Source organism: Amycolatopsis acidiphila (genome assembly GCF_021391495.1).
Classification (GTDB): domain Bacteria; phylum Actinomycetota; class Actinomycetes; order Mycobacteriales; family Pseudonocardiaceae; genus Amycolatopsis_E; species Amycolatopsis_E acidiphila.
This window is the reverse complement of sequence record NZ_CP090063.1, coordinates 1,636,027-1,648,106: the sequence shown is the minus strand read 5'-3', so window position 1 is coordinate 1,648,106 and position 12,080 is coordinate 1,636,027. Positions and strand designations below refer to the sequence as shown.

Below are 12,080 nucleotides of genomic sequence, written 5' to 3'. Positions count from 1 at the left end.
CCACAAGGTGGGTGACGGTCAGGTCAAATTCTGCTTCGGGACATACGCCGCAGCCGTCCGCTCCGCCGCCGCGGTTGCCTGAACCGGGTCTTCCCCGGCCTTTTCGTGCGCCTCGCCCCACGCGACCGCGCTGGCGGTCATCAGCCCGTACGCCTCGGGCGAGGTGCCCCAGCCCTCCGGGTTGGCCAGCCCCGCCACGTGCAGGCCCAGCCCGAGGATCGTGAGGTCCCAGCCGACGCCCACCGCGCCCGGCCCGAACTGGTCCCAGTGCTGCTCGTCGTCGAGCCCGGAGTGCTCCAGCTCGAACATCGTGCCGCCCTCGACCGGGTCGAGCCGCACCTGGACGTACGACGTGGACTCCCCGAAGATCCAGCTCAGCCGCAGCAGCTTCGGCGGCTCGCACCGCAGGATCTCGCCACCCGCGTTGCCCTCCAGCTGGTAGCGCCCGCCCAGCCGGAGGTCCCCGCTGACCGGCAGGAACCAGCGGCTGATCCGCTCGGGATCGGTGCAGGCCTGCCACACGTCCTCGATCTCGGCGACGTACCCCCGCCTGATCAGCACTGTGCGGCCCCGCACCTCCCGATCGGCGGCGTTGATCTGCTCGGCGATGTCCATCACCACTCCTTCCGACGTTCCCGCTTCCCCCTGGCCAGCTCGGTGCCGAGCGCGTCCAGCCGCTGGTTCCAGAACCCGCGGAACCGCTCCAGCCACGCGTCGACCTCCTCCAGGGGCCCACTGTCCACGGCATAGAGCCGGCGCGCACCTTCAGCGCGCACCGTCGTGAACCCGTTGTCGCGCAGAACCCGCAGGTGCTGGGACACCGCGGGCTGGGAAATGCCGAACTCACCCTGGATGGCCGCGCTGATCGCCCCGGAGGTCTGCTCCCCCGTCGCCAGCAGCTCCAGGATGCGGCGGCGGACGGGATCCCCGAGAACGTCGAACGCGTGCACGAGCCCATCGTTTCAATGGCTGCTTATATAAGTCAAGCCTTAAATTCATGCAGTAGGATCGGCTCGTCATGACGCCCGTGAAGACGCTGCTGGAGATCCCGGAACTGCGCATGCGGCTGCGCACCGGGTCGGCACTGCTCGGCCGCGAGATCAGCCGTATCTACGTGACCGAGCTGCCCGACCCGAGCCGGTACGTGTCGGCGGGCGAGGTCGTGCTCACCGGGCTGCTGTGGTGGCGCGAGCCGGGTGACGCCGATCCGTTCGTGGCCGCACTGGCCAGGGCCGGCGTCGCGGCACTCGCGGCCTCGGGTGCGGACAGCGAAGGCATCCCCGACGACGTGGTGCGGGCGTGCGCGCAACATCGGATCCCACTGCTCGAGGTGCCCGCGGACCTGTCGTTCGCGGTGGTCACCGAACGGGTCGTCCTGGCCTTGGCCGCCGACCGCGGTCGTGAGCCGAGCGGGGCGCGCAAACGCTTGCTGTCCACAGCGGACGCGCCGTTGCCGGTGCTGTTGCGACAGGGCGCCCAGGAGCTGGGTACCGGCTGCTGGGTGCTGTCCGGCACCGGACGGGTGGTCGGCGGGACGTCGCCGGAGGCGCCGCCGGTCGAGTGGTTCAACCCCGGCCGCGAGCGCACGGTCCACGACGAGTACACGTTGTTGCCGATCGGCGGGCGGTTCAGGGTGCCGTGGATCCTGGCGGTACGGTCGCCCGAGACGGACGATCTGACCGACGAGCTGGCGGGGCTGATCAGCCTCGCCCGTGCCCGCGCGGACCAGGTGCGCCGGATGGCCGACCGCGCGGCCGAACCGCTCTTCGCCGCGCTCGCGGCCGGTTCGGGTGACCTCACGGCGGCGTTCACGTCGTCGGGCCGTACGGACCCGGCGCGCGTGGTGGTGGCGCGTGCCCCCGAAGACGGCGCGGAGTTTGCGACGGAACTCCTGGCCGAGCTGCTGGCGGAGGCATCGGCCTCGATCGGGGTTCTCGGCGAGGACGCGTACGCCATCGCCGAGGCCGACGAGCATTGGCCACCCGAATGGGCGTCGATAGCGCGCGACCGTTTGTCCACAGTGGAGCACTTGGTCGACCTTTCGCGGGTGTTCGTGGGCGTGAGCGGCCCGGCGACGGTCGACGGTTTACGGGGTGCGACGCAGGAAGCGCTGCACGCCGTGGAAGTGGCCGCCCGCCGTGGCGATCGGGTGGGGGTGGTGGCGGGTGAGGACATCGCCGTGCACCACCTGCTGGTCGCCGGCGCTCCCGACGAGCTCCGGCGTTCGGTGCGGGAGCGTGTCCTGGGCACCCTGCTCGCCTACGACGCGGCGCAGGGCACGGACCTGGTGCGGACGGTGCGGGTGTTCCTGGAATGCTCGAGCTCCCCCACGGCGGCGGCGAAGGCCCTGCACGTGCACGTCAACACGCTGCGGTACCGGATCACGCGGGCGTCGGAGTTGCTGGGGCTGGATTTGAACGACTTCCCCACGCAGGTGGATGTGTATCTGGCACTTCAAGCCTGAGGACGGGCGGCCAACAACACCCAGCCACCCACCCAAGCCGAACCCGACACCGCCCAGCCACCCCACGATGGCGAACCCGGCAACGGCAACCGAGAGGAGCCGAGCCCAGCCGTCCCCTTGACCCCGATACCCAGCCTCTTCAACGATCAAAAATCGGGGTGGCCGGGCGGGCTCAAAGATGAGCCAGGAAAAGCCCCGCACCTCATGCAGGTGGTCGAGTCGGGCAAGCCCCTACCCCGCCCGCCTGGCGTAGGCGTCCAACCGCTCCCGCTCCATCGGCATCTCGCCCTCGTCGAGCGCTCCACAATCCAAACCCCGGCACAGGAAGGTCGCCAGGGCCTGGGCTGTCGCGGGCTCGTCCAGGACGCCGGTCTCCGCCTCCGCCGCGTAGTCGTGCAGGCGTTCGGCGGCAGCCGGGAGACCGTCGCGGAAAAACGTGTATGTCGCGGCAAAGCGGGTGGGCAACTGGTGCGGGTGCAGGTCCCAGCCCTGGTAGAAACCACGCTCCAACGAACGACGCACCAGGCGCAGGTGCTCGCGCCAGCCCTCCAGCACCGCACCACCGACCGGCAGCCTGTTCGTCGAGCCGTCCGACAGCCGCACGCCCGTCCCGGCGGCACCGACCTGCATCAACGCCTTCGCGAAGTCCGCCGCCGGATGGTCCATGCTCTGGTACTCCGCCGCGATCCCCAGGCCCGCGCTGTAGTCGTAGGTCCCATAGTGCAGACCGCTGCACCGGCCCTGCGCGGCCTCGATGATCAACGGTACCGCGACCGTGCCCGAAGCATCCACAATGGACTGCGGGGTCTCGACCTGCACCTCGAACCGCAGCGCGCCCTCGACCAGGTCGTACACCTGCTCCAGCGCCGCGAGGACGTCCACCGCGACCGACACCTGCTCGACCGCGGTCACCTTCGGCAGCGTGACCACGAACCCGTCAGGCAGCGACCCGTCCTCCAGCAATGCGCCGAGGAACAGGTCCAGCGTGCGGATCCCGCGCCGCCGGGTGGCCTGCTCGAAGCTCTTGAACCGGATCCCGGCGAACGGCGGCCGCACCGCCGAGGCCAGCGCACGACCGCACGCGACGGCCATCGTGTCCTCGGCCTCGTCACCGGGCCGGCCGTAACCGTCCTCGAAGTCGATCCGCAGGTCCTCGATCGGCTCCTCGGCGAGCTTGCGCCGCACCCGCGAGACGATCCCGGGGTCCAGCCCCAGCTCGTCCCCGCGCTCGGCGAAGATCTCGCTCGCCTGCTTGCCCCAGTCCGTGAGCAGGCTGGGGCCGTACCGGTGCGCCGGCACGTACACCGTGTGCACCGGTTGCCGGCCGGCCGGCTCACCGGGGTACCGGGCCGCGACCCGGGCGTCCACTTCGGACAGCCGGGCGTCGGCCGCGGCGAAGGTCTCCTCGGTGAGCCGGCCGGGCACGTCAGGAGATCCGCTCGTAGGCGGCCAGGGTCAGGAAGTCGACGTACTGCTCGGCGAGCGCGACCTCCTCGAACAGCTCGACGGCCTGGGCCAGCAGGTCGTTCGGGATCTGCCCGTCCAGCTCCTTGCGCACGTCGTCGAGCACCGACTTGACGAGTTCGCGCGTGACCGTCTCGCCGTTGTCGAGCGTGACGGCGTTCTGCACCCACTGCCACACCTGCGACCGGGAGATCTCGGCGGTCGCGGCGTCCTCCATCAGGTTGTGGATACCCGCCGCACCGTTGCCGCCCAGCCAGGACGCGATGTACTGCACGCCGACGTCGACGGCCCCGCGCAGGCCGGCCGCGGTGGCCGAGCCCTCGGCGGAGGCGATGTCGAGCAGCTGGTCAGCGGTGACCTGGACCTCCTCACGCTTGCGGTCGAGCTGGTTCGGCTTGTCGCCGAGGACCTTGTCGAACTCCTCGCGGCACAGGTCGACCATGCCCGGGTGCGCCACCCACGAGCCGTCGAACCCGTCGTTCGCCTCGCGGGCCTTGTCGGCGTGGACCTTCTTGGAGGCGTTCTCGTTGACCTCCGGGTCCTTGCTCGGGATGAACGCGGCCATGCCGCCGATCGCGAACGCGCCCCGCTTGTGGCAGGTGCGCACGAGCAGCTCGGTGTAGGCGCGCATGAACGGCGCGGTCATCGTGACGCTGTTGCGGTCGGGCAGCACGAACTTCTCGCCCGCGTCGCGGAAGTACTTGATGATGCTGAACAGGTAGTCCCAGCGGCCGGCGTTGAGGCCCGAAGCGTGCTCGCGCAGCTCGTAGAGGATCTCCTCCATCTCGAACGCCGCCGGGATCGTCTCGATGAGCACCGTGGCGCGGACGGTGCCGTGCTCGATGCCCAGCTCCTTCTCCGCCCAGGTGAACACGTCGTTCCAGAGGCGCGCCTCGAGGTGGCTCTCCATCTTCGGCAGGTAGAAGTACGGGCCTGCGTCGTTCGCCAGCAGCGCACGCACGTTGTGGAAGAAGTACAGGCCGAAGTCGACCAGCGCGCCGACGCCCTTGCGGCCGCCGAAGGTCAGGTTGCGCTCGTCGAGGTGCCACCCGCGCGGGCGGACCACGATGGTGGCCAGCTCCGCGTCCTTCTTCAGCTCGTAGTGCTTGCCGTTACTGTCGAGCGTGATGTCGCCCCGGATCGCGTCCCGCAGGTTGACCTGGCCGCCGACCACGTTGCGCCAGTGCGGGGTGTTCGCGTCCTCGAAGTCGGCGAGCCACACCTTCGCGCCGGAGTTGAGCGCGTTGATCGTCATCTTGCGGTCGGTCGGGCCGGTGATCTCGACGCGGCGGTCCTGCAGGGCCGGGGGCGCGACGGCGACCTGCCAGTCGCCCTCGCGGATCTCCTTGGTCTCGGGCAGGAAGTCGAGCCGCCCGGTCCGCTTGGCCTCCTCGCGACGCTTGCCACGGGCAGCGACCAGCTCGTCGCGGCGGGCAGCGAAGTTGTCGTGCAAGCCCGCCAGGAACTCCAGCGCCTCGCGCGTCAGGATCTCGTCGCCTCGCTCGACCGACCCGCCGAGCACCTGGGCTTCAGACATGCGGCAACACTCCAAAAGACAGACGTACGGTTTTTACATCTCGGACTATAGTTTCTGCATAGCGGAAGCTCAACGTGAGGAGAGCGGGTGGCCGAGGAGAAAACAGGCCGGGACGGCAGCGTCCAGTCGCTGCGACGCGCCTTCGAGCTGCTGGAGCGCCTGGCCGACACCGGCGGCGAGGCCAGCTTGTCCGAGCTCGCGGCGACCTCGGGCCTGCCGATGCCCACCATCCACCGGCTGATCCGGACGCTCGTGGCGCTGGGTTATGTGCGCCAGAACACGAACCGCCGCTACGCGCTCGGCGCCCGGCTGATCCGGTTGGGTGAGAACGCGAGCATGCAGTTCGGCACCTGGGCGCGGCCGCTGCTGGCCGGACTGGTCGACGAGGTCGGCGAGACGGCGAACCTGGCCGTGCTCGAGCGCGACGAGGTCGTGTACGTGGCACAGGTGCCGTCGAAGCACTCGATGCGGATGTTCACCGAGGTCGGGCGCCGGGTGCTGCCGCACGGGACGGGCGTGGGCAAGGCGATCCTGTCGCAGCTGCCGCCCGACGAGGTGCGCGCGCTGCTGGAGCGGACCGGGATGCCGTCCTTCACCGAGCACACGGTCACCTCGCCGGACGAGCTGCTCCGGCACCTCGCGGCGGTAGCCATGCAGGGGTACGCGGTGGACGAGAGCGAGCAGGAGCTGGGCGTGCGCTGCGTGGCCGCCCCGCTGACCGGCACGCCCGCGCCCGCCGCGGTGTCGGTGTCCGGCCCGGAGGGGCGCCTGACGAAGGAGGCCGTGTCGCGGATCGCGCCCGCCGTGCAGCGCGTGGCCGCGACGCTTTCGGCGCACCTCGCGAGCGAGGACCTGAGCGCCTAGCGGGCGAACGGGTCGGTGTCGTCTTCGGGGACGCGCTTCCTGGACGAAGATCGAACCGGCCCGCCACCGGCCCGCCCTGTTCTTCAGCGCGTAGCTGGTCATCATGTAGCGCAGGCTCTGGAAGAGCTGGTCGTTGTAGGTGAAGTCGTCGTCCTCGGCCACCTGCAGCACTTAGGTCCATGGCGTCGTCGAGACCCGCGTCATACCGAGCCGACCCAGCGGCGCGGCTCGGCCAACTGGTCCCGCCCGCTCAACCCAGCAGCGCGTCCACGAAGGCGCCCGGCTCGAAGGGGGCCAGGTCGTCCGGGCCCTCGCCCAGACCGACCAGCTTGACGGGCACGCCGAGCTCACGCTGGACCTGGAACACGATCCCGCCCTTGGCGGTGCCGTCGAGCTTCGTCAGGACGATGCCGGTCACGTCGATGACCTCGCGGAACACCCGCGCCTGCGCGAGCCCGTTCTGCCCGGTCGTCGCGTCGAGGACCAGCAGCACCTCGTCCACCTTGGCCTGCTTCTCCACGACCCGCTTGACCTTGCCCAGCTCGTCCATCAGGCCGGTCTTCGTGTGCAGGCGGCCCGCGGTGTCGATGAGCACCGCGTCCACGCCCGCCTCCACGCCCCGCTTGACCGCGTCGAACGCGATCGCGGCCGGGTCGGCGCCTTCCTTGCCGCGGACCACCTCCGCCCCGACCCGCTCGCCCCAGGTCTGCAGCTGCTCGGCCGCCGCGGCGCGGAACGTGTCCGCCGCGCCCAGCACGACCCGGCTCTCCTGCGCGACGAGCACGCGGGCGAGCTTGCCGGTGGTCGTGGTCTTTCCGGTGCCGTTCACGCCCGCGACCAGCACGACCGCCGGCTGCTTCTGCCCGTCGACGGTGTGCGGCAGCGCCCGGACCGCGCGCGGGGCGTCGGTCTGCAGCGCGTCGGTCAGCACGTCGTGCAGCAACTGGCGGGCCTCTTCCGACGACCGCACCGCGCGAGTGGTGATCTCGGCCCGCAGCCGCTCGACGATCTCCGTCGTGGTCGCCGCGCCGAGGTCCGCGACCAGCAGGGTGTCCTCGACGTCCTGCCAGGAGTCCTCGTCCAGGTCACCCGCGCCGAGCAGGCCGAGCAGGCTCTGCCCGAACATCGACCGCGACTTCGACAGCCGACCGCGCAGCCGCTCCAGCCGGCCCGCGGCGGGCTCGATCTCCTCAGCCGGGGCAGCCTGAGCGGCGGGGGCGGCCTGCGCCGGGACCTCGGGCTCGGCCACCGGCTCCGGCGCCGTCTCCGTGGGCAGCTTGACGTCGACGATGCTGCGCCGCGGCGCGTCCCGCGGCACCGACGCGTCGTCCCCGACGCCGGGCTGGCCGTCGACCTCGGTGCGCTCGCCCGCCGGATGCGGCGGCGCCTGCTCGCCACCAGGCGCGAGCGTGATTCCGCCACCCGCCTGGTAGCTCCCGCCTCTCGGCTTGGTGCCGCCCGCAGGCCGCTCGGCCTCGCGCAGGCTGATCCGCCGCCGGCGCGCCACGGTCAGGCCGGTGACCAGCGCGATCGCCAGCAGTACGACGACTACCAGGATGACCCAGAACCAGAGGTTGCTCGACACGTCGTCATCCTCGCATCCATTGGGCGACTGCCGGGAACGCCCCGGGTTTCCCCACGTCCAAGTGCCGGAAACTCGGTTAGGACAAGAAGTCACGACATGCCTTGCAATCCCGTGAGAAATGGACTAGACCACCTCCTCATGGGCGAACGCGTCATCGGGCTCATCTCCGGCACCTCGGTCGACGGGATCGACGTGGCGGTGGCGGACCTGCGCGCGGACGGCGACGAGATCGTGCTGACCCCGCTGGGCGCGCTCGAGGTCGGCTATCCGGAGGAGCTGCGTGCCGCCCTGCTGGCCGCGCTGCCGCCCGCCCCGACCACGGCCGAACAGCTCACGAAGCTCGACACCCGTGTCGGCCAGGCTTTCGCCGGGGCCGCCGGGCAGGGCCTCGACCGCTTCGGCCCGGCCGATCTCGTCGCGTCGCTGGGGCAGACCGTCTTCCACTGGGTCGAGGACGGCCACGCCCGCGGCACCCTCCAGCTCGGCCAGCCCGCCTGGATCGCCGAACGGACCGGCCTACCGGTCGTCGCCGACCTGCGGGCTCGTGACGTCGCGGCCGGCGGGCACGGCGCCCCACTGGCGAGCACGCTGGACCGGCTGTGGCTGCGCGCGCTGGCCGAGTCGACCGGGCAGCCGGCGGTCGGGCTCAACATCGGCGGCATCGCGAACATCACGGTCGTCCAGCCGGACGGCACGGCCATCGCCTACGACACCGGCCCCGGCAACGCGCTGCTCGACCTCGCCGCGTTCCGCACGACCGGCCGCCCCCGTGACGAGAACGGCGAACTGGCCGCGCAAGGCGAACCGGACGAGACCCTGCTGCGGCGGCTGCTCGCCGAGCCGTACTACGCGGCCGAACCGCCCAAGTCCACGGGCAAGGAGCTGTTCCACGCCGCGTACCTCGACGACGTCCTGCCCACGACGAAGCCGGCGGACCTGCTCGCCACTCTCACCGAGCTGACCGCTCGCACGATCGCCGACGCCTGCGCCCGCCACGGCGCCCGCACCGTGGTCGCCTCCGGCGGCGGGGTGGAGAATCCCGCGCTGATGCGCGCCCTCGCCGCGAACCTCTCCGACGCTCGCCTGGTCACCAGCGACGAGCTCGGCCTGCCGCGCGCGGCGAAGGAGGCGTACCTGACCGCGCTGCTCGGCTGGCTCACCTGGCACGGCCTGCCCGCGAACGTGCCGAGCGCGACCGGCGCCCGTGGCGCGCGCCTGCTGGGCAGCATCACCCCCGGCCGGACACCCCTTGCCCTCCCCCGACCACACACCGCGACCGTCACCCGTCTGCGGGTAGCGGCTCCCCAGCCGGAAGAGTAGGAGAGACGAATGCATCCGGTGGACCTGGTGATCATCGTCGTCTACCTGGCCGCCATGCCGCTCGTCGGTGTGCTGGTCGGGCGCAGGCAGCGGTCGGCTGCGGACTACTTCATCGGCGAGCGCAGCCTGCCGTGGTGGGCCGTCTGCTTCTCGATCGTCGCCACCGAGACCTCCACGCTGACCGTCATCAGCACGCCCGGCCTGATCTGGGCGGCGTCGGGCGGCTACAACGGGCTCACCTACCTCCAGCTGCCGTTCGGCTACATCATCGGCCGCACCCTGGTGGCGTTCGTGCTGCTGCCGCGCTACTTCAAGGGCAAGCAGTCCACCGCGTACCAGTTCCTGGGCGAGCGCTTCGGCTCCACGATGCAGGGCGTGTCGAGCGTGGCGTTCATCGTCACGCGGCTGCTCGCCGAGGGCGTCCGGCTGTTCGCGGGCGCGATCCCGATCCAGCTGATCCTGTCGCACTACGGCCTGCACACCCAGTACTGGCAGATCGTCGTGGTGCTGACCGCGCTCACCGTCATCTACGCGCTCGTCGGCGGCATCAAGGCCGTGGTGTGGGTGGACGTCATCCAGCTGACCGTCTACGTCGGCGCGGCGATCGTCGCGATGATCGTGCTGGCCACGAAACTGCCGTCGGGGTGGGCCTCCCGCGCGTCCGACGCGGGCATCTTCAAGGTGTTCGACTTCAACTTCTCCGGGCTGCACCTGCTGACGAGCCAGTACGCGTTCCTCACCGCCGTCGTCGGCGGCGCGATCTTCACGATGGCCTCGCACGGCACCGACCAGCTGATCGTCCAGCGGTTCCTGTCCTGCCGCAGCATCGCCGACGGGCGCAAGGCGCTGATCGGCAGCGGGATCGCGGTGACCATCCAGTTCGGACTGTTCCTGCTGATCGGCGCGATGCTCTGGGCGCACAACGGGTTCCGCAACCTGAAGGACCTCGGCGTCAAGAGCAGCGACGACATCTTCACGAACTTCATCACCAGCGAGCTGCCCGTCGGGGTGGCAGGCCTGCTGATCGCCGCGATCCTCGCCTCGACGATGGGTGCGCTGGCCTCGGCGCTCAACGCGCTGTCGAACTCCACGGTCGCCGATCTCTACCAGCGGTTCACCAAGCGCAAGCCGGAGGACTCGAAGCTGCTGCGCCACGGCCGGGTCTGGACGCTGGTGTGGGCGATCGTGTTCGCCGTGTTCGGCTCGCTGTTCTCCAGCCGCAACAACCCGGTGATCGAGCAGGGCCTGTCGATCACCGGCTACACCTACGGCGCGATGCTCGGCGCGTTCTTCCTCGGCATCTGGGTCAAGCGGGCGCGGCAGCTGGACGCGATCATCGCGTTCGTGGTGACCGTCGCGGTGATGGCCTACGTGGTGCTCGGGGTGAAGATCCCGCCGGCGCCGGGCGCGAAGCCCGTGGTGCTGGCGTTCCCGTGGTACACGCTGCTCGGCGTGCTGATCACGCTCATCGTGGGCGGCGCGCTCTCGCTGCGCCACCACACCAGCGACCCGAGGGCCGACCCCGCGCCCGAGCGCGAGCCGGAGCCGGCCGGCTCATGATCAGCGGTTCGTCGACTCCGGCGCGGAGAACGGCGCGTTGAGGTCCTGGTCGGCCTTGTCCCGTTCCTGGCTCGTCGCCGCGGGCGCCGGGTAGTCGACCGGCTCGTCCTCGGTCTGGTGGCTGAAGACGGGCTGGATGTTCGGTGACGACATGGAACTCCTCTAGGGCAGGGCCGGCGCGCGCAGTGGCGCGCCGACCGCGTGCAGATGGCTCAGCACCTGTGCGTACGAGCCGAATGCGGTGGTCTGGTGGTAGGGCAGGCCGAGCCGGACGCAGAAGTCGCGGACCAGCGGCTGGGCGTGCCGGAGGTTCGCTCGCGGCATGCTCGGGAACAGGTGGTGCTCGATCTGGTAGTTCAGCCCGCCCAGCGCGTAGTCGACGACCCGTCCGCCTCGAACATTACGGGACGTCAGCACCTGCTTGTGCAGGTGGTCGATTTTCTGGCCGGCGGTCAGCGTCGGCATGCCCTTGTGGTTCGGCGCGAACGAGCAGCCCATGTAGACGCCCCACAGGCCCTGGTGCACCGCGATGAACACGATCCCCTGCAGCGGCGAGAGCACCACGAAGACCGCGGCGAGGTACAGGACGATGTGCCCGAAGATCAGCACTGCCTCGAGCCGGTGGGCCTTCACCTCGCGCCGGACCACCGCGCGGATGCCGGAGTGGTGCAGGCTCAGGCCTTCGAGCAGCAGCAGTGGGAAGAACAGGAACGCCTGGTACTTCGCGATCCAGCGCAGGAAGCCGCGCTTGCCGATCGCCTGCTCGACGGTGAACGCGAGCGCCGGGATGTCGAGGTCCGGGTCGTCGTCCTCGTGGTTGGGATTGGCGTGGTGGCGGTTGTGCTGGCCGACCCACTTGCCGTAGCTCATCCCGACCAGCGCGCCGTGCAGATGCCCGACGAAGTCGTTGGCCCGCTTGCCGCGGAAGATCTGCTTGTGGCCGGCGTCGTGACCGATGAACGCGAGCTGCGCGAACACCACCGCGAGGAACGCGGCGGTCAGCAGGTTCCACCAGGAGGCACCGACCAGGGCGAACGCCGTCCAGCCTGCGGCGAGCAGGACACCGTTGAGGGTGAACTTGCGGGCGTAGCTGCCGGGACGGCGGGTCAGCAGGCCTCGCTGGTTGACCAGCCTGGAAAGCCGCGTGAAGTCGCTGCCCGCGCGTGCGGGCGCGGTGGACGTGTCGGTCAATTCGGTTGTCACCAAGAACTTTCGTCGGGTACGGGAGGCCGAGGGCTCCGCGACACGTGCTGGCGACACGGCACGCAAAACATGCGACTTACCCG

The 12,080-nt window shown here is 70.5% G+C and carries 11 protein-coding genes; 4 read left to right on the top strand and 7 right to left on the bottom strand.

Annotated features, from left to right (window positions below; translation table 11 throughout):
- Positions 1–18: 18 nt before the first annotated feature.
- On the bottom strand, positions 19–615 hold the full coding sequence (locus LWP59_RS08025) for an SRPBCC family protein (RefSeq protein ID WP_229857316.1): 597 nt from the start codon (positions 613–615) through the stop codon (positions 19–21).
- Positions 615–950, bottom strand: coding sequence for an ArsR/SmtB family transcription factor (locus tag LWP59_RS08020; protein WP_144642717.1), 336 nt, complete (start codon positions 948–950; stop codon positions 615–617). The genes LWP59_RS08025 and LWP59_RS08020 overlap by 1 nt, the downstream gene beginning before the upstream one ends.
- Before the next feature lie 68 nt (positions 951–1,018).
- Here LWP59_RS08020 and LWP59_RS08015 point away from each other — a divergent pair, with 68 nt between their 5' ends.
- A complete protein-coding gene (locus LWP59_RS08015) occupies positions 1,019–2,464 on the top strand; it encodes a PucR family transcriptional regulator (protein ID WP_144642718.1) in 1,446 nt (481 codons plus the stop codon).
- 231 nt (positions 2,465–2,695) lie between these two features.
- Here LWP59_RS08015 and LWP59_RS08010 read toward each other — a convergent pair whose 3' ends face one another.
- On the bottom strand, positions 2,696–3,889 hold the full coding sequence (locus tag LWP59_RS08010; RefSeq protein WP_144642719.1) for a DUF6986 family protein: 1,194 nt from the start codon (positions 3,887–3,889) through the stop codon (positions 2,696–2,698).
- A 1-nt stretch (position 3,890) separates the two neighbouring features.
- Entirely contained in the window at positions 3,891–5,465 is a 1,575-nt protein-coding gene (aceB, locus tag LWP59_RS08005; protein ID WP_144642720.1) for a malate synthase A, read from the bottom strand.
- A gap of 87 nt (positions 5,466–5,552) precedes the next feature.
- On the opposite strand from aceB, the gene LWP59_RS08000 reads away from it, so the two are divergent.
- Complete coding sequence (locus LWP59_RS08000) at positions 5,553–6,329, top strand: IclR family transcriptional regulator (RefSeq protein ID WP_144642721.1); 777 nt, start codon at positions 5,553–5,555, stop codon at positions 6,327–6,329.
- A gap of 250 nt (positions 6,330–6,579) precedes the next feature.
- Here the strand turns inward: LWP59_RS08000 and ftsY are convergent, their stop codons facing one another.
- Positions 6,580–7,914: a signal recognition particle-docking protein FtsY gene (gene ftsY / locus LWP59_RS07995; RefSeq protein WP_144642722.1), complete on the bottom strand. Its 1,335-nt coding sequence runs from the start codon at positions 7,912–7,914 to the stop codon at positions 6,580–6,582.
- 138 nt (positions 7,915–8,052) lie between these two features.
- Here ftsY and LWP59_RS07990 point away from each other — a divergent pair, with 138 nt between their 5' ends.
- Both LWP59_RS07990 and LWP59_RS07985 read left to right on the top strand, forming a co-directional pair.
- Complete coding sequence (locus LWP59_RS07990; RefSeq protein ID WP_191334784.1) at positions 8,053–9,234, top strand: anhydro-N-acetylmuramic acid kinase; 1,182 nt, start codon at positions 8,053–8,055, stop codon at positions 9,232–9,234.
- Positions 9,235–9,243: 9 nt separating this feature from the next.
- Positions 9,244–10,794 carry a sodium:solute symporter gene (locus LWP59_RS07985; RefSeq protein WP_144639072.1) on the top strand — a complete coding sequence of 517 codons (1,551 nt, stop codon included), beginning with the start codon at positions 9,244–9,246 and terminating at the stop codon, positions 10,792–10,794.
- Here LWP59_RS07985 and LWP59_RS07980 read toward each other — a convergent pair whose 3' ends face one another.
- Both LWP59_RS07980 and LWP59_RS07975 read right to left on the bottom strand, forming a co-directional pair.
- A complete protein-coding gene (locus tag LWP59_RS07980; RefSeq protein ID WP_186383261.1) occupies positions 10,795–10,947 on the bottom strand; it encodes a hypothetical protein in 153 nt (50 codons plus the stop codon).
- A 9-nt stretch (positions 10,948–10,956) separates the two neighbouring features.
- Positions 10,957–11,985, bottom strand: a complete 1,029-nt coding sequence (locus tag LWP59_RS07975) for a fatty acid desaturase family protein (RefSeq protein ID WP_373299410.1) — start codon at positions 11,983–11,985, stop codon at positions 10,957–10,959.
- Positions 11,986–12,080: the final 95 nt, after the last annotated feature.

What these genes read in the sequence shown, in the direction of transcription:
- LWP59_RS08025 (WP_229857316.1), bottom strand. Translation starts at nt 615, where the DNA reads ATGGACATCGCCGAGCAGATCAACGCCGCCGATCGGGAGGTGCGGGGC.
- LWP59_RS08015 (WP_144642718.1), top strand. Translation starts at nt 1,019, where the DNA reads ATGACGCCCGTGAAGACGCTGCTGGAGATCCCGGAACTGCGCATGCGG.
- aceB (WP_144642720.1), bottom strand. Translation starts at nt 5,465, where the DNA reads ATGTCTGAAGCCCAGGTGCTCGGCGGGTCGGTCGAGCGAGGCGACGAG.
- LWP59_RS07990 (WP_191334784.1), top strand. Translation starts at nt 8,053, where the DNA reads ATGGGCGAACGCGTCATCGGGCTCATCTCCGGCACCTCGGTCGACGGG.
- LWP59_RS07985 (WP_144639072.1), top strand. Translation starts at nt 9,244, where the DNA reads ATGCATCCGGTGGACCTGGTGATCATCGTCGTCTACCTGGCCGCCATG.
- LWP59_RS07980 (WP_186383261.1), bottom strand. Translation starts at nt 10,947, where the DNA reads ATGTCGTCACCGAACATCCAGCCCGTCTTCAGCCACCAGACCGAGGAC.